The sequence below is a fragment of the Micromonospora sp. NPDC093243 genome (assembly GCF_044753725.1).
In the GTDB taxonomy this organism is placed as follows: Bacteria; Actinomycetota; Actinomycetes; order Mycobacteriales; family Micromonosporaceae; genus Micromonospora.
In genome coordinates this window covers 48,347-74,565 of the sequence record NZ_JBIVNT010000005.1, presented here as the reverse complement: position 1 = coordinate 74,565, position 26,219 = coordinate 48,347, and the positions used below count along the sequence as shown (strand labels likewise).

The 26,219-nt window shown below is 72.8% G+C and carries 25 protein-coding genes; 13 read left to right on the top strand and 12 right to left on the bottom strand.

The annotated features are described in order from the left end of the window. Positions 1–65 precede the first annotated feature (65 nt). The gene (locus ACIP9D_RS17955) at positions 66–1,562 is read right to left on the bottom strand and encodes an NYN domain-containing protein (protein ID WP_350872277.1); all 1,497 of its coding nucleotides are present in this window, start codon (positions 1,560–1,562) and stop codon (positions 66–68) included. A 127-nt stretch (positions 1,563–1,689) separates the two neighbouring features. Here ACIP9D_RS17955 and ACIP9D_RS17950 point away from each other — a divergent pair, with 127 nt between their 5' ends. The 5 genes from ACIP9D_RS17950 to ACIP9D_RS17930 all read left to right on the top strand — a co-directional run bounded on the left by ACIP9D_RS17950 (position 1,690) and on the right by ACIP9D_RS17930 (position 7,240). Further along, positions 1,690–3,447, top strand: coding sequence for a DEDD exonuclease domain-containing protein (locus tag ACIP9D_RS17950; RefSeq protein WP_350872275.1), 1,758 nt, complete (start codon positions 1,690–1,692; stop codon positions 3,445–3,447). 129 nt (positions 3,448–3,576) lie between these two features. Then, on the top strand, positions 3,577–5,367 hold the full coding sequence (locus ACIP9D_RS17945) for a RelA/SpoT family protein (protein ID WP_350872942.1): 1,791 nt from the start codon (positions 3,577–3,579) through the stop codon (positions 5,365–5,367). Between the two features lie 52 nt (positions 5,368–5,419). After that, entirely contained in the window at positions 5,420–5,962 is a 543-nt protein-coding gene (locus ACIP9D_RS17940) for an NUDIX domain-containing protein (RefSeq protein WP_350872274.1), read from the top strand. 1 nt (position 5,963) lies between these two features. Next, positions 5,964–6,836, top strand: a complete 873-nt coding sequence (locus ACIP9D_RS17935; RefSeq protein ID WP_350872272.1) for a sugar phosphate nucleotidyltransferase — start codon at positions 5,964–5,966, stop codon at positions 6,834–6,836. A gap of 116 nt (positions 6,837–6,952) precedes the next feature. Further along, the gene (locus ACIP9D_RS17930) at positions 6,953–7,240 is read left to right on the top strand and encodes an Lrp/AsnC family transcriptional regulator (RefSeq protein ID WP_088961047.1); all 288 of its coding nucleotides are present in this window, start codon (positions 6,953–6,955) and stop codon (positions 7,238–7,240) included. Positions 7,241–7,323: 83 nt separating this feature from the next. Here the strand turns inward: ACIP9D_RS17930 and ACIP9D_RS17925 are convergent, their stop codons facing one another. From ACIP9D_RS17925 to ACIP9D_RS17905, 5 genes are all read right to left on the bottom strand, one after another. After that, the gene (locus ACIP9D_RS17925) at positions 7,324–8,022 is read right to left on the bottom strand and encodes a DUF4142 domain-containing protein (RefSeq protein WP_350872270.1); all 699 of its coding nucleotides are present in this window, start codon (positions 8,020–8,022) and stop codon (positions 7,324–7,326) included. Positions 8,023–8,235: 213 nt separating this feature from the next. Beyond that, positions 8,236–9,864, bottom strand: coding sequence for a cytochrome b N-terminal domain-containing protein (locus tag ACIP9D_RS17920; RefSeq protein ID WP_350872268.1), 1,629 nt, complete (start codon positions 9,862–9,864; stop codon positions 8,236–8,238). Further along, positions 9,861–10,949, bottom strand: coding sequence for a Rieske 2Fe-2S domain-containing protein (locus ACIP9D_RS17915; protein ID WP_350872266.1), 1,089 nt, complete (start codon positions 10,947–10,949; stop codon positions 9,861–9,863). The genes ACIP9D_RS17920 and ACIP9D_RS17915 overlap by 4 nt, the downstream gene beginning before the upstream one ends. 61 nt (positions 10,950–11,010) lie before the next feature. Further along, positions 11,011–11,847 carry a cytochrome c gene (locus ACIP9D_RS17910; RefSeq protein WP_350872264.1) on the bottom strand — a complete coding sequence of 279 codons (837 nt, stop codon included), beginning with the start codon at positions 11,845–11,847 and terminating at the stop codon, positions 11,011–11,013. Positions 11,848–11,919: 72 nt separating this feature from the next. Beyond that, positions 11,920–12,519 (bottom strand): heme-copper oxidase subunit III, encoded by a 600-nt coding sequence (locus tag ACIP9D_RS17905; RefSeq protein ID WP_350872262.1) that lies wholly within the window; start codon positions 12,517–12,519, stop codon positions 11,920–11,922. Positions 12,520–12,627: 108 nt separating this feature from the next. On the opposite strand from ACIP9D_RS17905, the gene ACIP9D_RS17900 reads away from it, so the two are divergent. The 4 genes from ACIP9D_RS17900 (at position 12,628) to ACIP9D_RS17885 (ending at position 16,079) form a co-directional block, all read left to right on the top strand. After that, positions 12,628–13,614 (top strand): cytochrome c oxidase assembly protein, encoded by a 987-nt coding sequence (locus ACIP9D_RS17900; protein WP_350872260.1) that lies wholly within the window; start codon positions 12,628–12,630, stop codon positions 13,612–13,614. Positions 13,615–13,720: 106 nt separating this feature from the next. Then, on the top strand, positions 13,721–14,116 hold the full coding sequence (locus tag ACIP9D_RS17895) for a hypothetical protein (protein ID WP_350872259.1): 396 nt from the start codon (positions 13,721–13,723) through the stop codon (positions 14,114–14,116). An 86-nt stretch (positions 14,117–14,202) separates the two neighbouring features. Beyond that, entirely contained in the window at positions 14,203–15,249 is a 1,047-nt protein-coding gene (trpD, locus tag ACIP9D_RS17890) for an anthranilate phosphoribosyltransferase (protein WP_350872257.1), read from the top strand. 623 nt (positions 15,250–15,872) lie between these two features. Then, a complete protein-coding gene (locus tag ACIP9D_RS17885) occupies positions 15,873–16,079 on the top strand; it encodes a hypothetical protein (protein ID WP_350872255.1) in 207 nt (68 codons plus the stop codon). A 911-nt stretch (positions 16,080–16,990) separates the two neighbouring features. On the opposite strand, the gene ACIP9D_RS17880 is transcribed toward ACIP9D_RS17885, so the two are convergent. Continuing rightward, the gene (locus ACIP9D_RS17880) at positions 16,991–17,416 is read right to left on the bottom strand and encodes a cytochrome c oxidase subunit 4 (protein WP_350872254.1); all 426 of its coding nucleotides are present in this window, start codon (positions 17,414–17,416) and stop codon (positions 16,991–16,993) included. A 10-nt stretch (positions 17,417–17,426) separates the two neighbouring features. After that, positions 17,427–18,392, bottom strand: a complete 966-nt coding sequence (gene coxB / locus ACIP9D_RS17875) for a cytochrome c oxidase subunit II (RefSeq protein ID WP_350872252.1) — start codon at positions 18,390–18,392, stop codon at positions 17,427–17,429. 197 nt (positions 18,393–18,589) lie between these two features. Between coxB and ACIP9D_RS17870 the strand changes: the two genes are divergently transcribed. Together ACIP9D_RS17870 and ACIP9D_RS17865 are read left to right on the top strand one after the other, a co-directional pair. Next, positions 18,590–19,741, top strand: a complete 1,152-nt coding sequence (locus ACIP9D_RS17870) for an aminotransferase class V-fold PLP-dependent enzyme (RefSeq protein ID WP_350872251.1) — start codon at positions 18,590–18,592, stop codon at positions 19,739–19,741. Then, on the top strand, positions 19,738–19,971 hold the full coding sequence (locus ACIP9D_RS17865; protein ID WP_350872250.1) for a sulfurtransferase TusA family protein: 234 nt from the start codon (positions 19,738–19,740) through the stop codon (positions 19,969–19,971). Before ACIP9D_RS17870 ends, ACIP9D_RS17865 begins: the two co-directional genes overlap by 4 nt. 12 nt (positions 19,972–19,983) lie before the next feature. Here ACIP9D_RS17865 and ACIP9D_RS17860 read toward each other — a convergent pair whose 3' ends face one another. From ACIP9D_RS17860 to ACIP9D_RS17845, 4 genes are all read right to left on the bottom strand, one after another. After that, on the bottom strand, positions 19,984–20,538 hold the full coding sequence (locus ACIP9D_RS17860) for an ATP-binding protein (protein ID WP_350872248.1): 555 nt from the start codon (positions 20,536–20,538) through the stop codon (positions 19,984–19,986). Further along, positions 20,535–21,512 carry a carbohydrate kinase family protein gene (locus ACIP9D_RS17855; RefSeq protein ID WP_350872246.1) on the bottom strand — a complete coding sequence of 326 codons (978 nt, stop codon included), beginning with the start codon at positions 21,510–21,512 and terminating at the stop codon, positions 20,535–20,537. Before ACIP9D_RS17855 ends, ACIP9D_RS17860 begins: the two co-directional genes overlap by 4 nt. Before the next feature lie 173 nt (positions 21,513–21,685). After that, on the bottom strand, positions 21,686–22,054 hold the full coding sequence (gene erpA, locus ACIP9D_RS17850; protein ID WP_350872245.1) for an iron-sulfur cluster insertion protein ErpA: 369 nt from the start codon (positions 22,052–22,054) through the stop codon (positions 21,686–21,688). A 163-nt stretch (positions 22,055–22,217) separates the two neighbouring features. Continuing rightward, on the bottom strand, positions 22,218–23,378 hold the full coding sequence (locus tag ACIP9D_RS17845; RefSeq protein ID WP_350872243.1) for a glycerate kinase: 1,161 nt from the start codon (positions 23,376–23,378) through the stop codon (positions 22,218–22,220). Positions 23,379–23,422: 44 nt separating this feature from the next. On the opposite strand from ACIP9D_RS17845, the gene nadA reads away from it, so the two are divergent. Beyond that, positions 23,423–24,622 carry a quinolinate synthase NadA gene (gene nadA, locus ACIP9D_RS17840; protein ID WP_350872241.1) on the top strand — a complete coding sequence of 400 codons (1,200 nt, stop codon included), beginning with the start codon at positions 23,423–23,425 and terminating at the stop codon, positions 24,620–24,622. A gap of 210 nt (positions 24,623–24,832) precedes the next feature. Then, the gene (gene murA, locus ACIP9D_RS17835; protein WP_350872240.1) at positions 24,833–26,188 is read left to right on the top strand and encodes a UDP-N-acetylglucosamine 1-carboxyvinyltransferase; all 1,356 of its coding nucleotides are present in this window, start codon (positions 24,833–24,835) and stop codon (positions 26,186–26,188) included. The last annotated feature ends 31 nt before the right edge of the window (positions 26,189–26,219 follow it).

The following is a 26,219-nucleotide window of genomic DNA, read 5'->3' as shown; positions in this document are numbered from 1 at the left end:
ACGACAGAATCGGACAACCGGTGTGCAGCCGCACCGAACCCGATCAAGCCACCCGCCGATCTCCGTCAGGAGCGGGCCAGCCGGCGCAGCAGCGAGTCGGCGCCGAGCGGGTACGCGCCGTGCCGGCGTACCCCGTCGGCGACCTCGCGGTCGGAGGAGACCACGACCACCGGCCGGCCCGACGGCTCGGCGCGGACCAGGCGGCGGATCAGCTCGTCGGCGGTCTCCCCCTTGCGGGAGAAGAGCACCCGCACGCCGCGCGGCGCGGGTGGCAGCCCGTGCATCCGGTCGGCGCCGTCGAAGACCACGGTGACCTCGTCGCCGGTCTGCGCGGCGATCCCGCCCAGGCCGGTGATCAGACGCTTGCGCTGCTGTTCCAGCGACATCTCGCCGAAGCCGCGCTTGGTGACGTTGTAGCCGTCCACCACCAGGTGCGCCCGGGGCAGCGCGAGCAACTGGTCCAGCCGGGCCGGGTCGTCGGTGTCCCGGGCCCGGGCGGCGGCGCCCGCGCCGGTGGCGGCGGACTGGTCGGCGAACGCGTCGGCCACGAAGTCGGCGGGCAGCTTGTCGACCGGGTCCAGGGCGAGTTCCCGGCGCAACCCGACGGCGGCCTGGCCGATGGTCTCCAGCAGCAGCCAGAGCCGGGCGTCGTCGACCGAGCGCGCCTCCTTGGCGCTGGCCCGGGCCACCCCGGCGGCGGCCTCCGCCTCGGCCAGTCGGGCCCGGGCCCGGCGCAGCTCGGCGTCGACGTCGGCGGTCGCCCGGGCGGCCCGACCCCGCTCGGTGGCGAGCAGCTCGTTGGCCCGGCGCTCCCGGGCCTGGGTCTCCCGCAGCGAACGGGCCAGCTGTCGGGACTCCTCGCGCAGCTGGCCGATCTCCTCGCGGACCCGGGCCAGCTCGTCGCGGAGCTTCTCGGCCTCGACCCGGGCCACCGCCCGGTCGTGCTCGGCCCGGGTGGCCCGCTGCTCGGCCTCGCGCACCAACTCGGCGACCACCGCGCTGTCGACCTCGGCCCGGACCGCGGCGCCGCTCGCCTCGATCAGCTCGCGCCAGCCCCTCGGCCGGGCCAGGTAGGCCAGCGCGGCCACCTCGACCGGGTCGGCGGCGGCCGGAGCGGTGCCGTCGACCACGGCCGCGCCGAGGTCACCGGCGTCGGCGAGCACCCGGGCGGTGACCCGTTGCCGGAAGAGCGGGTCGGCGGTGAGCTGGGCGGCGATTGCCGGCGCGCCGAGGCGGGCCCGCCGGTTGGGGGCGAACTTGGCCACCCGGCGCAGCGGCACCGGCACCTCGTCGAGCGGGAGCCCGGGCAGCACCGCGGCGGTGAGCGTCACGATCCGCTGGCGTACCGGCTCGGGGAGGATGGGCTCCGGCTCGGGCGCGGCGCCCTCCGGTCCCGGACCGGCGGCGTCCGCGCCCGGTTCGGCGTCGTCCGGGTCGCGCTCAGGGGCTGGGTCGAGGTCGCCGGGCGTCGGGACGGCCCCGTCGGGATCAGCGGCGTTGCCCCCGGCGGCGACCTGGTCCTCCGGCTGGAGGTGGTCGTCGTAAGGCTCGGTGAGGGGCATGTGGCAAGTCTCCCACCGCGACCGGGCCCACCGCCTGGTGAGTGAGCCGATCTCTCATCCTAGCCGCGTGGTGAATGGTGGGGCAGCTGGGACGGGAGTGTCGGACCGGGACGCTAGCGTGCCGCGGATGGCACAGGCGGAGTACGTCCAGCAGGCGCTGGCCGGTCTCGACACCACCGAGGGGGGTGGGATCGACCCGGCCCTGCCGCTCTACGCGACCACCTTCGTGGTGGTCGACCTGGAGACCACCGGCGGCGCCCCGGACGGCGGCGGGATCACCGAGATCGGCGCGGTCAAGGTGCGCGGCGGCGAGCAACTGGGCGTGCTCGCCACCCTGGTCAACCCGGGCGAGCCGATTCCGCCGTTCATCACCGTGCTGACCGGCATCACCCAGGCCATGCTGGTGCCGGCGCCGCCGATCGAGCAGGTGCTGCCGAGCTTCCTGGAGTTCATCGCCGACGCTGTGCTGGTGGCCCACAACGCGCCCTACGACGTCGGGTTCCTCAAGGCGGCCTGCGCCCGGCACGGCTACCGCTGGCCCAACCCCCGGGTGCTCGACACCGCCGCGCTGGCCCGCCGGGTGCTCACCCGCGACGAGGTGCCCAACCGCAAGCTGGGCACCCTGGCCGCCTACTTCCGCACCGCCACCCAGCCGACCCACCGCGCGCTCGACGACGCCAAGGCCACCGTCGACGTGCTGCACGGCCTGATCGCGCGCCTCGGCGGGCACCGGGTCGACACCATCGGCGACGCCATCGAGTTCGCCCGGGCGGTCACCCCCACCCAGCGTCGCAAGCGGCACCTGGCCGAGGGGCTGCCGAAGGCGCCCGGGGTCTACATCTTCCGGGCCGCCGACGACCGGCCGCTCTACGTCGGCACCTCCGGCGACATCGCCACCCGGGTGCGCAGCTACTTCACCGCCGCCGAGAAGCGCGCCCGGATCTCCGAGATGCTCGCCGCCGCCGAGCGGGTCGAGGCGGTGGAGTGCGCGCACTCGCTGGAGGCCGAGGTCCGCGAGCTGCGGCTGATCGCCGCGCACGCGCCGCCCTACAACCGCCGGTCGAAATATCCCGAGCGGATGGTCTGGCTCAAGCTCACCGACGAGCATTACCCCCGGCTGTCGGTGGTCCGCGACATCTCCCCCGCCGACCAGGCCTACCTCGGGCCGTTCACCTCCCGGCGCTCCGCCGAGCTGGCCGCGGCGGGCTTCCACGACGCGGTGCCGCTGCGTCAGTGCACCCACCGGCTCTCCCTGCGTACCGTCACGCCGGCCTGCGCGCTGGCCGAGCTGGGTCGCTGCCCGGCGCCGTGCGAGCACCAGATCACCCCCGAGGAGTACGACCACCGCGCCGCGGCGCCGTTCCGCACCGCGACCGCCGACGACCCGCAGGTGGTGGTGGACGCGCTGCTGGCCCGGATCGAGGTGCTCTCGCACGACCAGCGCTACGAGGAGGCCGCTGTGGTCCGCGCCCGGCTGGTCGCGGTGCTGCGGGCCGCGGTACGGATGCAGCGGCTCGCCGCCCTGACCGGGATCGCCGAGCTGGCCGCGGCGCGGCCGGCGGCGCGCGGCGGCTGGGAGCTGGCGCTGGTCCGGCACGGCCGGCTGGCCGGCGCCGGGGTGTCCCCGGCCGGCGTTCATCCACGACCGACGCTGGCCGCCATCCGGGCCACCGCCGAGACGGTCCCGGCCGGGCACGGCCCGGTCCCCCGGGCCACCGCCGAGGAGTCCGAACGGATCCTGTCCTGGTTGGAGCGACCGGAGACCCGGCTGGTCGAGATGTCCTCCGGATGGTCATCCCCGGTCCGTGGCGCGGCCCGGTTCCGCGACCTGCTGGCCAAGGCCGAGGCCGCCGCGTCCCACCAACTCTCGACCGAACGCTCATGACCAAGTGACCGATCGGACTACGTCGACTCCTTTAGTCTGTTAGAGAAGTGCAGTCCTGCCCGTTTCGTGGGCCTGCTCCCGGTTGCCGGGTTTTGGCAGCCGCGGGGCCGGGGTGAGGAGGTGTCCCTCGTGGACGTCGACGCCGGACACGGCGCCGCCCTGGGGGGCGCCCTTCCGACCCAGCCGGGCGAGCTGCCCCTGACCCGCCGGCTACGGTCACTGCTCACCTGGCCGACCGCCGACAGCGACCCGGTCAACCACCTGGTCCGCACCCATCGGAGCATCCACTCCGGCACCGACCCCGCGGTGCTGCGCCGGGCTTACACCATCGCCGACAACATGCACCGCGGCCAGTTCCGCAAGAGCGGCGAGCCCTACATCACCCACCCGCTCGCCGTCGCGCAGATCTGCGCCAACCTGGGGATGGACACCATCACCCTGGTCGCGGCGCTGCTGCACGACACCGTGGAGGACACCCGCTACACCCTGCAGGCCCTCCAGGAGGACTTCGGCCGCGAGGTGGCCCACCTGGTCGACGGGGTGACCAAGTTCGACAAGGCGTTCTACGGCAAGGCGGCCGAGGCCGAGACGATCCGCAAGATGATCGTCGCGGCCGGCCGCGACGTCCGGGTGCTGATCATCAAGCTCGCCGACCGGCTGCACAACATGCGCACCCTCGGCGTCCGGTCGGCGGCGTCCCGGCAGCGCATCGCCCGGGCCACCCAGGAGGTACTGGTTCCGCTCTGCGACCGGCTGGGCATCCAGACGCTCAAGCGGGAGCTGGACGACGTGGTGCTGCTGCACCTGGAGCCCGAGGAGCACGCCCGGCTCGCCCGACACGTGCACGACCGGCCCGGATGGGACGCCTACCTCGAAGACGTGGTCGCGAAGGCGAAGGTGGCGCTGCGCCGCAGCCGGGTCGACGCCGAGGTGAGCCCGCGTCCCCGGCACCTCTACTCGATCTGGAAGGACACCGTCGGCGGCGGCCACAGCGCCCCCTACGACCTGCCGCGCATCGCGGTGGTGGTGGACGGCCCGGCCACCGACTGTTACGCCGCGCTCGGCGCGATCCACGGCACCTGGCGCCCGGTGCCCGGCCGGTTCAAGGACTACATCGCCTCGCCGAAGAACAACCTCTACCGGTCCCTGCACACCAGCGTGCTGGGCCCGAAGGACCGCACGGTCGAGGTGCTGATCCGCACCGAGGAGATGCACCGCTCGGCCGAGTACGGCATCGCCGCCGAATACCGCTTTCCCCGCCCCGGGGGCGGCGCGGCCACCAGCGGTGAGCAGCTCTCCTGGCTGCACCGGGTGCTCGACTGGGAGCAGGACGCGGCCGACCCCGCCCAGTTCCTCGAGTCGCTGCGCTGTGACCTGGCCGAGGCGCAGATCCAGGTGTTCGCCGACGGCCGGCAGGTCGTGCTGCCGGCCGGCGCCACCCCGGTCGACCTGGCCTACGAGCTGGGCACCGAACGGGGCGACCACTGCCTCGCCGCCCGGATCAACGGCCGGCTGGCGCCGCTCTCCTCCGAACTGGAGGAGGGCGACGTGGTGGAGATCTTCACCGAGAACGACGCCGACAACGGCTTCGAGGCCGAGGCGGCGCCGCGCGGCCCGCGCAAGGAGTGGCTCGGCTTCGTGAAGTCGCCGCACGCGCAGATGCAGATCAACCGCTGGTTCGCCGAACACACCGAGCCGGGCATCACGATCAGCGACAAGGTACGCCTCGGCCGGGCCACCATCGGGCTCACCCTGCGTCAGCACAACCGCGGGCTGGCCAGCGATCTGCCGCTGCTGCGGCTCGCCGAGGAGTTGGGCTACCCCGACCTGGAGACCCTGCTGGTCGCGGTCTTCGACCGGGTGATCGAACCGGACGCGGTGGTCCGGCAGCTGATCGACCTCGTAGATCACCGGCAGTGACCGCCGGCCCCCGCCGGGCACGAGCGGCGCTCGCGACCACTAGCCTGGAGTCATGATCCCCCGCTCGCGCGCCACCGGACGAGCCGTCGCATACCAGCTCTTCTACCGGCTGCCGCTGCCGGTGCGCCGCCGCCTGGTCCGGCTCGCCGTGCCGAAGTACATCGTCGGCGCGGTGACCCTGGTCCGCGACGCCGAGGCCGAGGGGGCGGGCCGGTTGCTGCTGCTCCGCCAGCCACCCGGGCACAGTTGGACGCTCCCCGCCGGCCTGCTGCAACGCGGCGAGGCGCCGGTGGTCGGCGCGGCCCGCGAGCTGCACGAGGAGTCCGGCATTCGGCTCTCCCCCGCCCGGCTGACCCCCGCCGTGCCGAACGCCGTGGTGCACGCCAAGGGGTGGGTTGACGTGGTCTTCACCGCCGAGGTGCCGGCGTCGAGCACCGAGCTGACGGTCGACGGGGCGGAGGTCTTCGAGGCCGCCTGGCATCCGCTGGACGACCTGCCCCGGCTCAGCTGGCCGACGGCGCGGCTGCTCGCCTACTACGGAATCGGCCCGCTGGTCGGGCAGTTCTCCCCGCCGGTGCCCGACGCGGAGCAGTGACGTGCTTCCGGCCGGCGCGGGCGACGTCTGTGCCGTGGTGCTCGCCGCCGGTGAGGGCACCCGGCTCCGGCCGCTGACGGAACGGTTGCCCAAGGCGCTCTGCCCGGTCGGCAACGTGCCGCTGCTCGACCGGGCGCTGGCCCGGCTGGCCGGGCTCGGGCTGACCGGGCCGCAGCGGGTGGCGGTGAACGCCTGCTACCTGGCCGGGCAGGTGGTCGAGCACGTCGGGGGGCGGGCACATCTGTCGGTCGAGCCGGGCGACCCGCTCGGCACCGCCGGTGGGGTGGCGCACCTGCGCGACTGGATCGCCGGCCGGCCGGTGCTGGTCGGCAACGCGGACGCCTACCTGGCCGACCCCGCCGCCCCGCCCGGCGCGGACGTCGCCGCGCTGCTCGCCGACTGGGACGGCCGGGAGGTACGCCTGCTGGGCCAGCCGGCCGCCGACCCGAGGGCGCCCGGCACCTTCGACGGGCACACCTTCACCGGGTTCTCGCTGCTGCCCTGGCCGCTGGTCCGGGACCTGCCGGCCGGGTTCGGCGATCTGGTGCACACCGTCTGGCGGCCCGCCGAGGCGGCGGGCGCGCTGAGCGTGGTGCCTTACCGGGGCACGTTCTACGACACCGGCACGCCGGCCGACTACCTGGCCGCGAACCTGCACGCGGCCGGCGACGAGGGCCTGGTCGACCCGAGCGCGACGGTCACCGGCCGGTGCCGGGGGTCGGTGGTGGGGGCGGGCGCCACCGTGCGCGGCGACGTCGACCGATGCGTGCTCTGGCCCGGCGCGACGGTCCGCGCCGACGAGCGGCTGCACGAGGTGATCCGGGCCGGCGACGACCTCACCGTGCCGGCCGCCCGGGCACCGGGGAGGATCTAGGATGAGCGAGCGTCAGCGAGCGAAACATCGACGCTGCGCGCTGGTGCCTCACGACGGCACCGAGCGTAGCGGAGTGCCGGCATGAGCGACGAAGCCGACGAACGGAGAAATGTCCCGTGATCACCGCGATCGTGCTGATCGACTGCGCCACCGACTCGATCCCCGAGGTGGCCGAGACCCTGGCCAACCTGCCCGGTGTCAGCGAGGTCTACTCGGTGGCCGGGCACGTCGACCTGATCGCCATGGTCCGGGTACGCGAGTTCGAGCAGATCGCCCAGGTGATCGCGGGCAGCATCTCGAAGGTGCCGGGCGTGCTGAACACCGAGTCGCACATCGCCTTCCGGGCGTACTCGCAGCACGACCTGGAGGAGGCGTTCGCGATCGGCCTGGCCGGCGCCGACTGACGGCGGGCGCGCCCGCGCCCGGGTGCGGACGTACGGCGGCCGGCCCACCTGACTGATGGACCGGCCGCCGGTGCTGCCTGACGTCAGCTCTCGCTCGGAACCGGCGTCTCGGTGGTGCCGCCGCCCGGAGCCGGCGACTCGGTGGTGCCACCCGGAGCCGGGGACTCGGTACCCGGCGACTCGGTACCCGGCGACTCAGTGCCCGGCGACTCGGTGCCACCCGGGCTCGGCGTACCGCTGGCGCTGGCCTGCGGAACCGGGATGCCCAGCTGCTGGGCCAGCTGGACCAGCTCGTCGTAGTGCGCCTGGAGGGCCGGCAGCGCGGTCTGCGCCAGCTGGACCACCGACTGCTCGGAGCCCTGCGAGATCTCCGTCTGGGTGGCCTGGATGGCCTGGACGTGACCGGCCAGCTCCGCGGTCACCCACTGCCGGTCGAACTCCTGGCCGGACAGGTTGTTCAGCTGGTCGATCACGGCCTGCTGGTCCGCGGTGGGCGCGTTGGGCAGCTGGACGTTGAGCTGGGAGGCGGTCTGCTGCACCGTCTGGTCCAGCTGGGTGTGGTCGGTCACGAACATCTTGCCCAGGTCCTTGACCCCCTGGTTCTGACCCTTCTGCTGGGCCAGTTCACCGGTGGTGATCTCGAACAGGTTGACCTGATGGATCGCCTGCAGGTACTGGGTGTCCTGCGACGACGGCTGTGCCGCGGCCTGCGCGGCCGCGGCCGGCGCCAGGCCGACCACCACCAGCGCGGCCATCAGGCCAAGGCGTTTGATACCCAACATGCTTCCTCCCCTTGAGACGTTGGACCGCACGGATACCCGGCTCACCGGGGTTATTCCTGCGATCGCCCGACGCGAGGGGATGGCGCAGTAGGTCGCACCGTCCGGCTCCGGACCGGCCGCCCGGCGCCGCCGGGTACGTCCGGTCCCGGGGGTGGAAAACGGACGTGGCGCCCACCGGAGGATCCGGCGGACGCCACGTCCAGGTGGTTCAGGTCAGCGACGGCTCTCGCCGCTGCTGATCTCCTCGCGCTCCGGTCGGGGCTCGACCGGCGGGTGTCCCGGCGAGACGGGCGCCTCGGCCGGCCGCTCGATCGGGTAGAAGAAGCCCCGGATCGCCGGGCCGAGGGCACCGAGCCGGTTCATCTTCTTCGGCACCACCCAGCCGGCGTACGGCAGCTCGCCGTGCCCGTCGTGCCCGTCAGCCGCGCTGAGCGGCTGGTGCACCTCGACGAACCGGCCGTCCGGCAGCCGCCGGATGATGCCGGTCTCGACGCCGTGCGCGAGCACCTCCCGGTCGTGCTGCTGCAGACCGAGGCAGAGCCGGTAGGTGACGTAGTACGCCAGCGGCGGCAGGATCAACAACCCGATCCGACCGGCCCAGGTCATCGCGTTCAGGCTGATCTGGAACTTGTCGGCGATGACGTCGTTGGCGCCGGAGAGGGTCAGCACGATGTAGAAGCTGACCGCCATCGCGCCGACCGCGGTCCGGGCCGGTGCGTCCCGAGGCCGCTGGAGCAGGTTGTGGCTCTTGCGGTCCTTGAGGTGCCGCGCCTCCAGGAACGGGTACATGGTCGAGAGGCCGACCAGGATGCCGGGCAGGACCACCGTCGGCCAGAACAGCGGCGGGATGACGTAGCCGTCGCCGATCGGGATGGGGATCTGCCACGCCGGCATCAGACGGGTCGAGCCGTCCAGGAACATGACGTACCAGTCCGGCTGGCTGGCGGCCGAGACCACCCACGCCTCGTACGGGCCGAAGAGCCAGATCGGGTTGATCTGGAACAGACCGCCCATCAGCGCGATCACGCCGAAGACGACCATGAAGAAGCCGCCCTGCTTGATCGCGTACCGCGGGAACATCCGCTCGCCGACCACGTTGCCGTTGGTCCGGCCGGGGCCGGGCCACTGGGTGTGCTTCTGCTTGAAGACCAGGCCCAGGTGGACCGTGATCAGCGCGAGCAGCAGGCCCGGGATGAGCAGCACGTGGGCGATGAAGAAGCGGCTGATGATGATCGTGCCCGGGAACTCCCCGCCGAAGATCGACGAGGTGAGCCAGGAGCCGATCACCGGAATGGAGAGCATGATCGCCGAGGCGATCCGCAGGCCGGTGCCGGAGAGACCGTCGTCCGGCAGCGAGTAGCCGGTGAAACCGGCCAGGAAGCCGACCCAGAAGAGCAGCGACCCGATGATCCAGTTCGTCTCGCGCGGCTTGCGGAACGCGCCGGTGAAGAAGACCCGCAGCATGTGCACGACGATGGCGGCCATGAACAGCAGCGCCGCCCAGTGGTGCATCTGCCGCATGATCAGGCCGCCCCGGACCTCGAACGAGATGTCGAGGCTGGAGGCGTACGCGGCGGACATCGGCGTGCCCCGCAGCGGGGCGTAGCTGCCGTTGTAGACCACCTCGGTCATCGCCGGCTCGAAGAAGAAGGTCAGGAAGACCCCGGTGAGCAGCAGCACGATGAACGAGAAGAGCGCGATCTCGCCGAGCAGGAAGGACCAGTGGTCCGGGAAGACCTTGTTCAGCAGCCGGCGCAACGGGGTGGCCACCTGGAAGCGGTCGTCCACTCCCACCGCGGCCTTGCCCGGCGTCGCCGCCAGGTCGAACTTACGACGCTTCATGGCCGCTCCCAGAAGTCTGGCCCGACGGTCTCGGTGTAGTCGGACTTCGCAACGAAGAAGCCCTCGGCGTCAACCTCGATCGGCAACTGCGGCAGCCGCCGGCTGGCGGGGCCGAAGACGGGCCGGGCGTTGTCGGTGATCAGGAACTGCGACTGGTGGCACGGGCAGAGCAGCCGGTTGGTCTGCTGCTCGTAGAGACTTGCCGGGCAGCCCGCGTGCGTGCAGATCTTCGAGAACGCCGCGTAGTTGCCCCACATGAAGTCGCCGTGGCCCTCCTTCTCGTTGGCCCGGCGCGACTGCTGCGCGTCCGAGTCGCGAAGGTGGATCAGCAGCGTCGGCGAATCGGCGTGCTGGTTGCTCACACCGTGCTCGATGCCGGGGAAGACGGTCAGCTGGCCACCGGCGCTGATGTCCGCCGGGCGGACCGGCCGGCCGTCCTCGCGGACCAGCCGGATCTTCTGACCGCCCTCGGCCGGAGCGAACCCGGTGGTGAACATCTGGTTGTTCTTGTGCGGGTTGGAGATCAACCCGCCGACCAGCGGCGCCGCGGCGACCGCGGCGACCGGCGCCAGCCCGGCGAGCAGCGAGATGCCGAGCAGCGGACGGCGCTTCACGCCCAGCTCGTCGGCCATGTAGAGCATCGTCTGGCCGGTGATGGTGCGGCCGTCCGCGTCCACGGCGCCCTCGTGCCGGTCCTGGATCGAGACCTCCTTGGGCAGCAGCTTCTTGCCCCAGATCAGGATGCCGAAGCCGATGCCGAGCAGGGCCACGCCGAGGGTGACGCCGAGCAGCGGGGTGTAGAGCTTGTCGCCACCGCGGCCCGGGGCGTACTCCCAGGGCCACCAGATGTAGACCACCAGGAAGGCGGTCGCCGCCAGGCCGGTGAGCAGGAAGATCGAGGCGACCAGGCGGGTGAGCCGGCGCTCGGCCTTCGAGCCCGGCACGACCTGCTGCTCGTAGTGGACGATCTCGATGTCGTCCCGGCGTGCGCCCTCGCGGACGATGTCGAAACGGGTCAGGCCGGGGGTGTTCACGTCGAGCGGCTCCCGGCCCTGCTGGGCCTGGTGCTCGGTGTGCGTGCTCATGCCGTCACCTCGCTACCGGCGGTGCCGACCCACGGCACCACAGCACTGAATCCATTGTCGGTCACGACTTGCCCGCAATCCACAGGCTGGCGAAGACCAGCGCCACGATGCCGACCAGGAAGATCGCCAGTCCCTCCGTGGAAGGGCCGTACCGACCGAGGTTGAAGCCACCCGGGTCCTGGTCGTGCTTCAGGGTCTCCTGGATGTAGGCGATGATGTCCGCCTTCTGCTCCGGGGTGATCTGGTTGTCACCGAAGACCGGCATGTTCTGCGGGCCGCTCAGCATGGCCGCGTAGATCTGCCGGTCGCTCGCCGGGTGCAGGCTCGGGGCGAACTTGCCCGAGGAGAGCGCGCCGCCGCCACCGCCGAACGCGTGGCACTGCGAGCAGTTGATCCGGAACAGCTCACCGCCGGCCGCGATGTCGGCGTCGTCACGCAGGTCGCTGCCGTTCGGCACCACCGGGCCACCGCCGAGCTGCTGGATGTACTCGGCCAGCTGGCGGGTCTGGTCGTCGGTGAAGAGCGGGGGCTTGCGGTGCGCCTGCGCCTCCTGCCGGGCCAGCGGCATCCGGCCGGTGCTGACCTGGAACTCGACCGAGGCCGCGCCGACACCGATCAGGCTCGGCCCGCGCCCCTCGACACCCTGCGCGTTGCGACCGTGACAGGTCACACAACTCACGTCGAACAGCGCCTTGCCCTCGGCGGCGGCACCGGTCAGCGTCGGATCGTCCTGCGCCTGGGCGCCGGGGGCGAAAGCGGTGTAGGCGCCGCCGGCCAGAATCAGCGCGGCGAGCAGGCGGACCGCGGCGCCCAGCCGGCGGCGGCCCCTGCTGCGCGCTGCGGGCCGCTCGCGCAGCCGCGCGAGCAGACCGCGTCGGCGGTCGTTGTCAGAAGTCATGACCTGTGTCCTTAACCGGTTGGACCTTGTCTCAGGGGACGGAGCAACGGCGCGGTTCGTGACGCGCCAAGATCACTGAAGCCAGTAGATCATGGCGTAGAGCCCGATCCACACGACGTCCACGAAGTGCCAGTAGTACGACACGACGATCGCCGAGGTCGCCTGCGCCGGGGTGAACCGGCCCATGGTGGTGCGGATCATGAAGATGATGAAGGCGATCAGACCGCCGGTCACGTGCAGACCGTGGAAGCCGGTGGTCAGGTAGAACATCGACCCGTACCCGTCGTGGTTGATCTTGACGCCCTCGTGCACCAGCTCGCGGTACTCGTTCAGCTGCCCGAGTACGAAGATCAGGCCCATCACGAAGGTGAGCGTGAACCAGCGCCGCAACGAGTGCACGTCGCCCCGCTCGGCCGCGAAGACACCGAGCTGGCAGGTCACCGAGGACAACACCAGGATCACCGTGAAGGTGGTCGCGTACGGGATGTTGAGGACCTCGGTGTGCTCCGCCCACTGCTCCGGCGCCGCCGCGCGGATGGAGAAGTACATCGCGAACAGCGCCGCGAAGAACATGAGTTCGCTGGAGAGCCACACGATCGTCCCGACGCTGACCATGTTCGGTCGGGTCAGGGAGTGGATCCGGCTCTTGTCAATGGCTGGGGCCGCAGTCACGCGGTCATTATTGCCCCTGACCGGCGTCGGCGATCAGCGGGGTGGCAAACCCGCGCCCCAGGTGGCCCGATCGTGAAGGTCCGGTTCGCCTGGCCTAGCCTGAAAAGCGTGCTGCACGTCGATCCGATCTTCGCCGCCACCTCGGGCGTCCCGTCGAGCGTGGCCACCGCCACCTCGGCCGCCGTGCCGAGCCTGGCCGCCGGGGGCGAGGCGACCCCGCCACCGTTCACCATCAGCGCCGTACTGACCGAGACCCGGCTGGACAGCTGGCTCGCCCTCGGCCTGGTGCTCGCCGCCGGGATCTACCTCTACGGCGTGCACCGGCTGCGGATCCGCGGCGACCGCTGGCCGGTCGCCCGGACGGTCTTCTTCCTCGGCCCCGGGCTCGGCGGCATCGCGCTGGTCACGGTGAGCGGGCTGCACGCGTACGACACCGCGCTGCTGAGCGTGCACATGATCCAGCACATGGTGCTGTCGATGGTGTCGCCGATCTTCCTGGCCCTGGGCGCGCCGATGACGCTGGCCCTGCGCACCCTGCCGGTCGGGCCGCGCAAGCGCCTGCTGGCGATCGTGCACAGCCGCGTCGCCCGGGTCTACAGCTTCCCGCTGGTGGCGTTCGCGATCTTCGTGGTCAACCCGTTCGCGCTCTACTTCACCGACCTCTACCGGTTCACCCTCGAGCACGCCTGGGCGCACGAGCTGGTGCACGCGCACTTCATCATGACCGGCTGCGTGTTCTTCTGGCCGCTGCTCGGCCTCGACCCGCTGCCCGGGCGGTGGCCGTACCCGGCCCGGGCGCTGCTGATGCTGCTCTCCGTGCCGTTCCACACCGTGCTCGGACTCACCATCATGCAGAGCACCACGCTCTTCGGCGGCGACTGGTACCCGTCGCTGGGGCTGACCTGGGCGGACCCGCGCGACGACCAGGTCCTCGCCGGCGGCATCCTCTGGGCCGGCGGCGAGTTCGTCAGTGTGACCATGCTCGCGGTGCTGGTCGTGCAGTGGGTGAAGCAGTCCGAACGCGAGGCCCGCCGGATCGACCGCGAGCTGGACCGCCAGGAGGCCCGCGAGCGCGCCGCCGAATCCACCGCCTGAGCAGCTCGAACGGTACGCCCCGACGATGCCGCCGGGCGGGACGTCACGTACATCACGTCGACCGGTACGATCAGCGGGCAGCTACGAGGTGGGAGCCAGTCCAGCGATGAGCGATCGTGTTTGCACCGTCCTGCTCTACAGCGACGACCCGCAGGTCCGTGACCGGATGCGGCTTGCCGTCGGCACCCGGCCCGCGCCCGGCCTCGAGATCGAGTTCGTCGAGGCGTCGACCTACCAGGAGGTCATCCGCCTGGTCGACGACTACGAGATCGACCTGCTGCTGCTCGACGGCGAGGCGAGCCCCGGCGGCGGCATCGGCATCGCCCGCCAGGTCAAGGACGACCGCGAAGACGCTCCCCCGACGTGCGTGGTGATCGCCCGCGCCGCCGACCGATGGCTCGCCGCCTACGCCGAGGTCGACGCCACCCTGGTGCACCCGCTCGACCCGGTGACCACCGGCACCACGGTGGCCGAGCTGCTGCGGACGCACGCAACCGCCTGACGTCCCCCGCTCCGGCACCGCCACGGCGCCGGACCGACCGGCGCCGGTTCATCCCACCCGCATCACGCACGCTCGGGAGGCCCGCGATGGGCGATCGGACCTGGCCGCAACTGCTCAACGCGCTGCTGCGCGGCGAGGAGCTCTCCACCGCCGACACCGCCTGGGCGATGGGCGAGATCATGGCCGGCTCGGCGACCGCGGCGCAGATCGCCGGGTTCGCCGTGGGGCTGCGCGCCAAGGGCGAGACCTCGGCCGAGCTTGCCGGTCTGGTCGAGGCGATGCTCGGCCGGGCGGTCCCGGTCACGCTCGGCGAGGAGCTGCGCTCGACCGCGCTGGACGTGGTGGGCACCGGCGGTGACCTCGCCCACACCGTCAACATCTCCACCATGGCCGCCCTGGTGGTGGCCGGCGCCGGCGTACGCGTGGTCAAGCACGGCAACCGCGCCGCGTCCTCCTCGTGCGGCACCGCCGACCTGCTGGAGTTCCTCGGCGTGCCACTGGATCTCGGCCCGGACGGGGTCGCCCGCTGCGTCATCGAGGCCGGCATCGGGTTCTGCTTCGCGGCCCGGTTCCACCCCGGCATGCGGCACACCGGCCCGGTCCGGCGCGAGCTGGGCGTACCCACCGTCTTCAACTTCCTCGGCCCGCTGAGCAACCCGGCCCGGCCCCGGGCCGGCGCGGTGGGCTGCTTCGACGTCCGGATGGCCCCGGTGATGGCCGGGGTGTTCGCCGGTCGCGGCGACTCGGTGCTGGTGATGCGGGGCGAGGACGGGCTGGACGAGTTCACCACCGCCGCGCCCACCCGGGTCTGGGTGGCGCAGGGCGGCACCGTACGCGAGACGGTGCTCGACGCGACCGACCTCGGCGTGCCCCGGTCCACGATCGGCGACCTGCGCGGCGGGGACGCCGCCTTCAACGCCGACGTGGCCCGCCGTCTGCTGGCCGGCGAGACCGGTCCGGTCCGGGACGCCGTCCTGGTCAACGCGGCGGCGGCGCTGGCCACCCAGGGCCCACTCGACGGTGACCTGATCGAAGCGCTGCGCGCCGGCATGGCCCGGGCGGCCGAGTCGATCGACTCCGGCGCCGCGGCGGCGACCCTGGACCGCTGGGTCGAGATCGCCCGCACCGCCTGACCCCGACCTGACCCCGACCTGACCGGCGTCCCCCACCGGGTCCGGCGGTCAGGGCGGTCCGGCGGGTCACCGTCCGGGGTCCTGGCGGGTCCGACGGTCCGGCGGGTCCGACGGTCCCAACGGCTCGGCGGTCCGGCCCAACGGCCCGCGGTCCGGCGGTCCGGCGGTCCGGCGGTCCGGCGGTCCGGCGGTCCGGCGGTCCGGCGGGTCACCGTCCGGCGGTCCTGGCGGTCCGACGGCCCGGCGGGTCCGACGGTGCCAACGGCTCGCGGTCCCGGCGCCCAACGGCCCACGGTCCGGCGGCCCGGCGGTCCTGGCGGGTCCGACGGGTCACGGTCCGACGGGTCACGGTCCGGCGGTCCGGCGGTGATGATCGACTCGGGATCCATGACGTCAGGGTGTCGACGGGCAGGGAGGCCCCGGTTGCAATGATCTCGAGTGGATCAACCCGCCGGCCGGGACCAACCTGTCGCTGTGCGGCTTCTCGCAGGTGAGCCCGGCGGGTCCGGCCGCCACCGCCCCGCCTGAGCGGTCCTGTCGGACCCGCGTGCGAAACTACATCGGAGTGATTCACCTCCGTCGTGTGCGGCACCCGCCGGCGGCCGGAGCGAGAGGAGACGCCCGTGTCGGAGCGCGAGTTCCACTGTGACAATTGCGAGGGCGTTCAGCCGTTCGAGGCGCCGCCGTGCGCCGACGGGCACGGCGCCGACTGTCCCGAGCTGGTCTGCACCGGCTGCGGCGCCGCCGTGCTGATCGCCACGTTCGCCTTCCGCGCGACGCAGCTCACCGGCCGCCGTGGGCGCCCGCCGGCCCACCGCCGCGCCGCCTGACCACCACGCCAACGGCGCACCGCTGCGGACACCCGCCGCGCCCGCCGAGGTCCCCGGCGCGCCGCCGGACCCTCACGCCCACCACAGCCTGCCGCCACGGCACCCACAGCCCTCGGCGCGACAGCGCGCGGCCCCACCACCCACGCCCACACAAGCGCGTGGCACGGAGACCCTCGGTGGTCGCCAGCGGCGGCGCCGCGCCGCCAGAGCGCCCACGCCCCATCTCCACCGCATCGCCAAGGGCACCCACGCGCCCGGCAGCACGGCGCAGCCTGACCTCGCACGCCCAGCGCCGGCACCCCGCCACGGACACCCCCGCGCCTGGCGGGCGGCCGGCCCCTTACTAGCGGCCCGCTGGCCGGCCTGCCCAGTTCGGGAGGCCGGGGCGCGGAAGATCCACTCCATGTCGGCGACATGGCGGTGACCCGGTACGCCGGACACCGCCATGTCGGCGAACTGCCGATACGCGGCGGGCCGGATACCACCATGTCGCCGAACTGGCGACGAGACCGCGGGCAACTGCCGGCGAGACGGCGGCAAACTGCCGCGCCAGGCCGCCGGCCGGGCGAGCGCCGGGCCGGACGGACGCCGGACGGACGCCGGACGGACGGACACCGGGCCGGACGGACACCGGGCCGGACGGACACCGGGCCGGACGGCACCGGGCCGGACGGCACCGGATCGGACGGACGGACAAGCGCCCGGCTGGGCGGACGCCGGGCCGGGCAAACGGACGCCGGGCCGGGCGAACGGACGCCGGGGCGGGCCGATGGACGAGCGCCCGGCTGGGCGGGCGCCGGGCCAGGTGGGTGGGGCGGGACGACGGGCCGTGATGCGCGACGGCCGGACGCGCGACGGCCCGCCTCCGGGTGGAGGCGGGCCGTCGTGGTGCTCGGGTGGTGCGGCCGGGCTCAGTGCTCGGCGGTGCGCCGGGTGCCGGTGTAGTACTCGAAGAGCAGCCCGCAGGCGGCGAAGATGACCGCCACCAGGCCGGCGCCGAGCAGCCAGAGCTGCCAGAACACCATGCCGAGGCCGGCGACGGCGGCGGCCAGTGCCAGGCCGAACGGCCAGTAGCTGCCCGGGCTGAAGAAGCCGACCTCACCCGCGCCGTCGGCGATCTCCGCGTCCGGGCGGTCCTCCGGCCGCAGGTCGATGCGGCGGGAGACGAACCAGAAGAAGCCGCCGCACATCGAGCAGAGGAGGAAGGACAGCAGCAGGGCGACGGTGCCGACCCACTCGACGCGGCCGGCCTCACCGTGCGTCCAGGCGCCGTAGAGGATGGTCGCGCCGGCGAGGAACCCGGCGATGAGAAGGAAGATGCGCCACTCGGTCTTCATGCCCGCTCCCTCAGTTTCCCGCAGCCGGCAGGTCGTCGGGGTTGAAGTTGTTCTTCGTACGCCGGGTGTCGAACGGCCTGGTGGTCTGGGCGTACGGGTCCTCGCCGATGGCCGACAGCGCCTCCTGGGTGGTCTTGCCGCCCTGCTTCGCCGCGAGGAACTGGTCGTACTGCTCCGGCGAGACCACCCGCAGCTCGAAGTTCATGAAGGCGTGGTAGCTGCCGCAGAGCTCAGCGCACCGGCCGACGTAGGCGCCTTCGGTCTCCAGGCTGGAGACCTCGAACACGTTGCGGATGTTGCCGGGCATGACGTCGCGCTTGAACAGCAGCTCCGGCACCCAGAACGAGTGGATGACGTCGCGGCTGGTCTCCTCGAACCGGATGGACCGGTTCGTGGGCAGCACCAGGATCGGGATGACCTCGCTGGTGCCCAGCGTCGAGGCGACGGTGTTGGCGTCCACGCCTTGGCCGTCACGGTAGTTGAACTGCCAGTTCCACTTGAACGCGACGACCTCGACGGTGACGTCGGGGTTGCGCGACGTCTTGTTCACGTCGGTCTGCACGATCGCCGTGTAGTAGAAGAGCACGGAGACGATCAGCACCGGCGCGATGGTGTAGAGGAACTCCATCGGCAGGTTGTAACGGGTCTGCACCGGCAGCTCGTTGCCCCGCTTCCGGTAGCGCACGATGCACCAGAAGATCAGGCCCCAGACGAAGACGCCGACCGCGAGCGCCGCGATGCAGGACGCGATCCACAGGTCGTACATCCGGCGGGACTCCGCGGAGATGCCGCCCTGCGGCCAGCCGAAGCCGTCGAACGCCGCGCCGACGTCACAGCCCGTGAGCAGGACCAGCAGCGCCACACCGCCGAGACCGAGCCCGGCGAGCCGACCAGCACCACGCCGGCGTCCACCGACTCCCGGGGAAGCGCTGTGCCGTACGGCCGACGGCCGTACCTCCGAACTCCTTGCGACCACCTGGTCCTGCCTCCCTAGCGCGCCGCGGTGTCTGCCCTGATCTCCCGGCCTCGGACGGACGGGGCGACAGCACCTGCGGCAAAGGCGTCACCGACGGTCGCAGATTACTCGACCATGACGGACTGGACCGTGGTGGGGTCACTGTCCGCCCCCATCGGGGGGATCTTGGGCGTACCGCCGCGATAGCGTAGGGATCCGTGAGCGTATCCCTGGTCTACCTGGACGCGGCCACCGCCGCGCCACTGCATCCGGTCGCCCGGCAGGCGCTGCTGGCGGCCCTGGAGGACGGCTGGGCCGACCCGGGCAAGCTCTACACGCAGGCCCGCCGGGCCCGCCAGCTGCTCGACGCGGCCCGGGCCGCGACCGCGGAGACCCTGGGCGTACGCCCCGACGAGCTCAGCTTCACCGCCAGCGGAACGGCCGCCGCGCACGCCGCCGTGCTCGGTGGCCTGGCCGGGCGGCGCCGGGCGGGCCGGACCCTGGTGCACTCCGCCATCGAACACTCGGCCGTGCTGCACGCCGCCGAGCGGCACGTGGCGGACGGGGGCACGGCGACCTCGGTCCCGGTCGACCGGCTCGGTGGACTGGACCCGCAGGCCTGGGCGGCCGCGGTCGGCGCGCCGGGGGTGGCCCTGGCCGCGCTGATCGCCGCCAGTCACGAGGTGGGCACGCTCCAGCCGGTGGCGCAGGCGGCCGCCGCGTGCGCCGACGCCGGGGTGCCGCTCTACGTGGACGCGGCCCAGGCGGTGGGCCGGGTGCCGGTGCCGGCCGGCTGGTCGGTTTTGACCGCCAGCGCGCACAAGTGGGGCGGCCCGGCCGGCGTGGGCGTGTTGGTGGTGCGCAAGGGCACCCGGTGGGAGTCACCCTATCCGGCGGACGAGCGGGAGGCCGGGCGTACCCCGGGGGCGTTGAACCTGCCGGCGGTGGTGGCCGCGGCGGCGAGCCTGCGCGCGGTGGCGGCCGAGGCCGCGGCGGAGACGGCCCGGCTGACGCCGCTGGTGGACCTGATCCGGGCCCGGGTGGCGGCGCAGGTGCCGGACGTGGAGGTGGTCGGCGACCCGCAGAGTCGCCTGCCGCACCTGGTCACGTTCTCCTGTCTCTACGTGGACGGCGAGGCGCTGCTGCACGCGCTGGACCGGCGGGGCTTCGCCGTCTCCTCCGGCTCGTCCTGCACCTCCTCCACGCTGCGTCCGTCGCACGTGCTGGAGGCGATGGGGGTGCTCTCGCACGGCAACGTGCGGATCTCGCTGCACCGGGAGACGTCGACGGCGGACGTCGAGCGCTTCCTCGCCGAGCTGCCGGGAATCGTCGCCGAGCTGCGCGCCGAGGCGGGGGTGGTGGGGCTGTGACCGTGCCGGACGAGGTGCTCGACTGCCGTGGTCAACGCTGCCCGCTGCCGGTGATCGCGGTGGCCCGTCGGCTGCCGGAGCTGCCGGTGGGGACGGTGGTCCGGGTGCTCGCCGACGACCCGGCGGCGGCGGTGGACATTCCCGCCTGGTGCCGGATGCGCGGTCAGGAGTTCGTCGGCACCGTCACCGGCCCCGACGGCCCGGCCTACGACGTCCGCCGCCAGCACTGACCCGCGCCGGGGTCAGCGCAGGTAGTTGAGGACGGCGGGGAGCGGGTCGGCGTCGACGGCGGTGTCCACCACCAGGCGCGGGCCGATGATCGGCTCGTACCGGGCGCGGCGTACCAGGGTCTGCTCCCAGGTCGGGTGGTGCGGGTCCGGCGGCCGCGACTCGATCCGGCGCCGGTGCTCCGCCTCGTCGCCGCAGTGCACCTCGATCAGCCGCAGCGGCACCCCGGCCCGCTCGGCCAGGTCGTGCCAGAGGCCCCGCGCGCTGGCCACCGGGTTCACCGCGTCCACCACCACGCTGAGCCCGAGCCCGAGCTGCACCTCGGCGAGCCCGGCGACCGCGCCGTAGGCGGCCATCCCGGGCACGTCGCCGACCAGGCCGTAGCGGGCGAGGGCCCGCTCCACCGGGTCGACGGGCAGGACGGGGGCGCGCAGCGCCGCACCGACCCGGGCGGCGAGGGTGCTCTTGCCGACGCCGGGCAGCCCGGCGAAGGCGACCAGCAGCCGAGCGCCGGCGCCGGGTGGCACGGCGGCGGGGTCGACGACCCCGCCGGCCGGGGTGGAGGTCACGGCAGCAGGTGCGGGCGGACCTCGTCGGCGGCCACGTCCCCGTACGACTCGGCGAGCCGCTTGACGAACAGGTCCCGGCGGACCTGGTACTCCTGGGTGCCGACGGTCTCCAGCACCAGCGTGGCCAGCAGCGAGCCGACCTGGGCGGCGCGCTCCAGGCCGAGGCCCCAGGACAGCGCGGTGAAGAACCCGGCGCGGAAGCCGTCGCCCACGCCGGTCGGGTCGACCGCCCGGGTCTCCCGGGCGATCGGCACGTGGATCGGGTCGATGTCCCGCCCGGCGATCTCGACACCGTGCTTGCCGAGCGTGGTGACCCGGATCTTGACCCGGTCCAGCAGCTGCTCGTCGCTGAGCCCCGCCTTGCTCTGCAGCAGCGACTTCTCGTAGTCGTTGGTCATCAGGTAGTCGGCGCCGTCGATCAGCGCGATCACGTCCTCGCCGGGCATCCGGGCCAGCTGCTGCGAGGGGTCGGCGGCGAAGGCGAAGCCGCGCTCCCGGCACTCGGCGGAGTGGCGCAGCATCGCCTCGGGGTCGTTCGCGCCGACCAGGACCAGGTCGAGCCCGCCGAGCCGGTTGGCGAGCGGGGCGAGTTCGATGTTGCGCGCCTCGCTCATCGCACCGGCGTAGAAGGAGGCGATCTGGCACATGTCGGTGTCGGTGGTGCAGACGAAGCGGGCGGTGTGCGCCACCTCGCTGATGTGCACCGAGTCGCAGTCCACGCCGTGGCGCTCCAGCCAGGAGCGGTAGTCGGCGAAATCCGCGCCCACCGCCCCGACCAGCGCCGGGTGCAGACCGAGCTGCCCCATGCCGAAGGCGATGTTCGCCGCCACCCCGCCCCGACGCAGCACCAGGTCGTCCACCAGGAAGGAGAGCGACACCTTGTGCAGCTGGTCGGCGATGAGCTGGTCGGCGAAGCGGCCGGGGAAGCTCATCAGGTGGTCGGTGGCGATGGAGCCGGTCACCGCGATCTTCATGTCAACCCTCGGGGTCGGGAGCAGGGCGCGGTCAGACTACCGGTCGGTCAACCCGGCCGCGTCCGGTCGGTCGGACGATGGTCACCCGCCGGTCACCTGTGGGCCAGGAGCCCACCGACGACGACGGGGCCGTCCCGTGGGACGGCCCCGTCGTGGGCGACGCGGAGGTCGACTCAGCTGAACGAGTCGCCGCAGGCGCAGGAGCTGCCCGCGTTGGGGTTGTCGATGGTGAAGCCCTGGGCGTCGATCCGGTCGGCGAAGTCGATGGTGGCGCCGGCCAGGTAGGGGGCGCTCATCCGGTCGACGACGACCTCGACACCGTCGTAGTCGGTGACGACGTCACCGTCGAGCGAACGCTCGTCGAAGAACAGCTGGTACCGCAGGCCGGAACAGCCACCCGGCTGCACCGCGATGCGGAGCCGCAGGTCGTCACGGCCCTCCTGCTCGATCAGGGCCTTGACCTTCTGCGCCGCGACGTCGGTGAGGACGACGGACGTAGCGGCCTTGGCCTCGGTCGACTCGGTCTGCGCTGGCGTGGTCACGTGGAATTCTCCCTGCGCGCGTTGGTTGTGGTCGTCCCGACCAACGTCACCCGCCGGTCAGCGATTCCCACTGTGGTCCAATTTTTGATTGTAGGCCGCTCCGGGCCGGACGACCCGGCGACGTGACCTCGGGGCTTCCCCGCGCGGCGCAGGTCACACCCGATCAGCGGCTCCACTGCCGGGCCAGCCGGGCGCCCAGCTCGCGCAGCCCGTCGGCGGGCCGGCTGAGCGCCGTGGCCAGGCCGCCGCGCTCCTCGCCCCCGAAATGCTCCACCAGGCTGTACGCGTCGGTCACCCCGGCCGCGGCGGCCTCCCGCCGGCCGGTGCTCACCTGCCCGGCGAGAACCACGCACGGCACCCCCCGGTCCCGGGCCGCCCCGGCCACCCCGGCGACCACCTTGCCGCGCAGTGACTGATGGTCGAAGGAGCCCTCCCCGGTGATCACCAGGTCGACGCTCTCCAGCGCGGCGTCCAGGCCGATCGCCCGGGTGACCAGGCCGATGCCGGACTCGCAGCGCCCTCCGAGAGCAAGGATCGCCGCGCCGATGCCGCCGGCCGCCCCGCCGCCGGGGAGCGCGCCGAGCTGCGCCGGAGCGCCGGGCAGGTCCCGCTGAAGCACCTCGGCGAAGCGTTCCAGCGCGGCGTCGAGCAGCAGCACGTCCGCCCGGTCGGCGCCCTTCTGCGGGCCGAACACGCTGCTCGCGCCGTGCAGGCCGAGCAGCGGGTTGTCCACGTCGGTGGCGGCGACGAGTCGGGCGCCGCGCAGCCGGGGCGCGCCGTCGAGCGCGGCGAGCGCGGCGAGCGCCGCCCCGCCGTACGGCAGCGCCCGGCCGGCCTCGTCCAGGCCGGTGACGCCGAGCGCGGTGAGCATCCCCGCGCCGCCGTCGTTGGTGCCCGAGCCGCCGAGCCCGATGACCACCGTCGTGGCGCCGTGCTCCACCGCGGCGGCGACCAGCAGCCCCAGCCCGTACGAGGTGGTGCTCTTCGGGTCCCGCTCGGCCGGGTCGAGCAGGTGCAGCCCGCACGCCTGGGCGCTCTCCAGGTAGGCCGTGCCGTCGCCGGTGAGCAGGATCTCACCGGCGGCCGGCCGGCCGAGCGGATCGACGGTGCGCACCGGCACCCGGCGGCCGTCCAGCGCGTCGGCGAGGACGTCGACGAAGCCCGGCCCGCCGTCGGCGAGCGGCCGGATCAGCAGGTCGTCACCCACGGTCACCGTGCGCCAGCCCTCGGCAACCGCGGCGGCGACCTCCGGGGCGGGCAGGGTGCCGGCGAACTTGTCCGGACAGAGCAGCACGCGCATGCCGAGCAGTGTGGCAGCCCACATCGGCCGAGGCTGCGCCGCGCCCGTGCTGTGGGACCATGGGGGACGTGACTTCGACCTGGGTGGAACCCGCCAACACCGCTACGGCACTGCTGCTGCTCGGCCGGGGCAGCGACCCGTCGACCGAGCGCGGCGTCGAGTGTCCCGGTGACCTGCCGGCGCCCAGCGACCAGGGTCTGGTCGCCCGGGCGGCCGCGGCGAAGGCCGCACTGGGCAGCAAGGTCTTCGTGCTGGGGCACCACTACCAGCGCGACGAGGTGATCCAGTTCGCCGACGTGACCGGCGACTCGTTCAAGCTGGCCCGGGAGGCGGCGGCCCGACCGGACGCGGAGTACATCGTCTTCTGCGGCGTGCACTTCATGGCCGAGAGCGCCGACATCCTCACCTCGGACGCGCAGAAGGTGATCCTGCCCGACCTGGCGGCCGGCTGCTCGATGGCGGACATGGCGGTGCTGGGGCAGGTCGAGGCGGCCTGGGACGCGCTCACCGAGCTGGGCGTCGCCGAGCAGACCGTCCCGGTCACCTACATGAACTCCTCGGCCGACATCAAGGGCTTCGTCGGCCGGCACGGCGGCGTGGTCTGCACCTCGTCGAATGCCAAGCGGGCCCTGGACTGGGCGTTCGAGCAGGGCTCGAAGGTGCTCTTCCTGCCCGACCAGCACCTGGGCCGCAACACGGCGGTGCTGGAGATGGGCTACTCGCTGGACGACTGCGTGCTCTACGACCCGCACAAGCCGAACGGCGGGCTGACCGCCGAGCAGTTGCGCGACGCGAAGATGATCCTGTGGCGCGGGCACTGCTCGGTGCACGGCCGGTTCACCCTCGAGAGCGTCAACGACGTCCGCGAGCGGGTGCCCGGGGTGAACGTGCTGGTCCACCCGGAGTGCCGGCACGAGGTGGTCACCGCGGCCGACCAGGTGGGCTCGACCGAGTTCATCATCAAGACCATCGAGGCGGCTCCGGCCGGGTCGGCGTGGGCGGTGGGCACCGAGCTCAACCTGGTCCGCCGGCTGGCGGTGGCCCATCCGGACAAGCAGATCATGTTCCTCGACAAGGCGGTCTGTTACTGCTCGACGATGAACCGGATCGACCTGCCGCACCTGGTCTGGGCGCTGGAGGAGCTGGTCGCCGGCCGGGTGGTGAACCAGATCACGGTCGATCCGGCCACCGCGCACCACGCCCGGGTGGCGCTGGACCAGATGCTGGCCCTTCCGGGCGCGGACACCCCGCCGCCGACCGCCAACTGATCACTCTGCGTAGCGCCCTTGATAGGTATTAGTACCGGATCACCCAAATAACACTCTGCGGGCGGTGTGACCGGTTCCATTCTCATCCCCGAGGACTATGCTGCCGGAGCAACGACGCAGGCGACTGTTTCACCACGGCCGCATCCGGGGTACCGATCCACACCGTCGACCCCACCATCACACGGCAGCACCGACGCGCTGGAGGTTGCGTTGACCGACGACGTCCTGGTCGTGCACGGAGGCACTCCGCTGGAAGGGCGGATCCGAGTGCGCGGCGCGAAGAACCTGGTCTCCAAGGCGATGGTCGCCGCGCTGCTCGGCGACAGCCCGAGCCGGCTGTTCGACGTGCCGAAGATCCGCGACGTCGAGGTCGTCCGGGGCCTGCTCGGGCTGCACGGCGTCAAGGTGACCGACGGCAACGAGGACGGCGAGCTCGTCTTCGACCCGGCCAACGTCGAGAGCGCCAGCACCGACCAGATCAACGTGCACGCCGGGTCCAGCCGGATCCCGATCCTCTTCTGCGGCCCGCTGCTGCACCGGCTCGGGCACGCCTTCATTCCGGACCTGGGTGGCTGCCACATCGGGCCGCGCCCGATCGACTTCCACCTCCAGGCGCTGCGCGAGTTCGGCGCGACGGTCGACAAGCGGCCGGAGGGTCTGCACCTGTCCGCGCCGAACGGCCTGCACGGCACGAAGTTCGCGCTGCCGTACCCGAGCGTCGGCGCCACCGAGCAGGTGCTGCTGACCGCGGTGATGGCCGAGGGCGTCACCGAGCTGCGCAACGCCGCGGTGGAGCCCGAGATCATCGACCTGATCTGCATCCTGCAGAAGATGGGCGCGATCATCAAGGTGCACACCGACCGGGTGATCGAGATCCAGGGCGTGCCGAAGCTGCACGGCTACACGCACCGGCCGATCCCGGACCGGATCGAGGCGGCGAGCTGGGCCGCGGCGGCGCTGGCCACCCGCGGGCACGTCGAGGTGCTCGGCGCGCAGCAGGCCGACATGATGACCTTCCTGAACATCTTCCGCTCGGTCGGCGGCGAGTACGAGGTCACCGACGCCCGCCCGCCGAAGCTCGGCGACCCGGGCCAGGAGGGCGGCATCCGGTTCTGGCACCCGGGCGGCGAACTGAACGCCGTGGCGCTGGAGACCGACGTGCACCCCGGTTTCATGACCGACTGGCAGCAGCCGCTGGTGGTCGCGCTCACCCAGGCCCGCGGCCTGTCGATCGTCCACGAGACGGTCTACGAGCAGCGGCTGGGCTACACCGAGGCGCTGAACTCGATGGGCGCCAACATCCAGGTCTACCGGGACTGCCTGGGCGGCACCCCGTGCCGCTTCGGCCGGCGCAACTTCAAGCACTCCGCGGTGATCGCCGGTCCGAGCAAGCTGCACGCGGCCGACCTGGTCATCCCGGACCTGCGGGCCGGGTTCAGCCACCTGATCGCGGCGCTCGCCGCCGAGGGCACCTCGCGGGTCTACGGCGTCGACCTGATCAACCGCGGCTACGAGGACTTCGAGGCGAAGCTCGCCGACCTGGGCGCGCACGCCGAGCGACCGTAACCTCGCTCACCGCGAGTTCGCGCCCGGTGCA

What these genes read in the sequence shown, in the direction of transcription:
- ACIP9D_RS17955 (WP_350872277.1), bottom strand. Translation starts at nt 1,562, where the DNA reads ATGCCCCTCACCGAGCCTTACGACGACCACCTCCAGCCGGAGGACCAG.
- ACIP9D_RS17950 (WP_350872275.1), top strand. Translation starts at nt 1,690, where the DNA reads ATGGCACAGGCGGAGTACGTCCAGCAGGCGCTGGCCGGTCTCGACACC.
- ACIP9D_RS17940 (WP_350872274.1), top strand. Translation starts at nt 5,420, where the DNA reads ATGATCCCCCGCTCGCGCGCCACCGGACGAGCCGTCGCATACCAGCTC.
- ACIP9D_RS17925 (WP_350872270.1), bottom strand. Translation starts at nt 8,022, where the DNA reads ATGTTGGGTATCAAACGCCTTGGCCTGATGGCCGCGCTGGTGGTGGTC.
- ACIP9D_RS17920 (WP_350872268.1), bottom strand. Translation starts at nt 9,864, where the DNA reads ATGAAGCGTCGTAAGTTCGACCTGGCGGCGACGCCGGGCAAGGCCGCG.
- ACIP9D_RS17915 (WP_350872266.1), bottom strand. Translation starts at nt 10,949, where the DNA reads ATGAGCACGCACACCGAGCACCAGGCCCAGCAGGGCCGGGAGCCGCTC.
- ACIP9D_RS17910 (WP_350872264.1), bottom strand. Translation starts at nt 11,847, where the DNA reads ATGACTTCTGACAACGACCGCCGACGCGGTCTGCTCGCGCGGCTGCGC.
- ACIP9D_RS17895 (WP_350872259.1), top strand. Translation starts at nt 13,721, where the DNA reads ATGAGCGATCGTGTTTGCACCGTCCTGCTCTACAGCGACGACCCGCAG.
- trpD (WP_350872257.1), top strand. Translation starts at nt 14,203, where the DNA reads ATGGGCGATCGGACCTGGCCGCAACTGCTCAACGCGCTGCTGCGCGGC.
- ACIP9D_RS17880 (WP_350872254.1), bottom strand. Translation starts at nt 17,416, where the DNA reads ATGAAGACCGAGTGGCGCATCTTCCTTCTCATCGCCGGGTTCCTCGCC.
- ACIP9D_RS17855 (WP_350872246.1), bottom strand. Translation starts at nt 21,512, where the DNA reads ATGAAGATCGCGGTGACCGGCTCCATCGCCACCGACCACCTGATGAGC.
- ACIP9D_RS17845 (WP_350872243.1), bottom strand. Translation starts at nt 23,378, where the DNA reads ATGTGGGCTGCCACACTGCTCGGCATGCGCGTGCTGCTCTGTCCGGAC.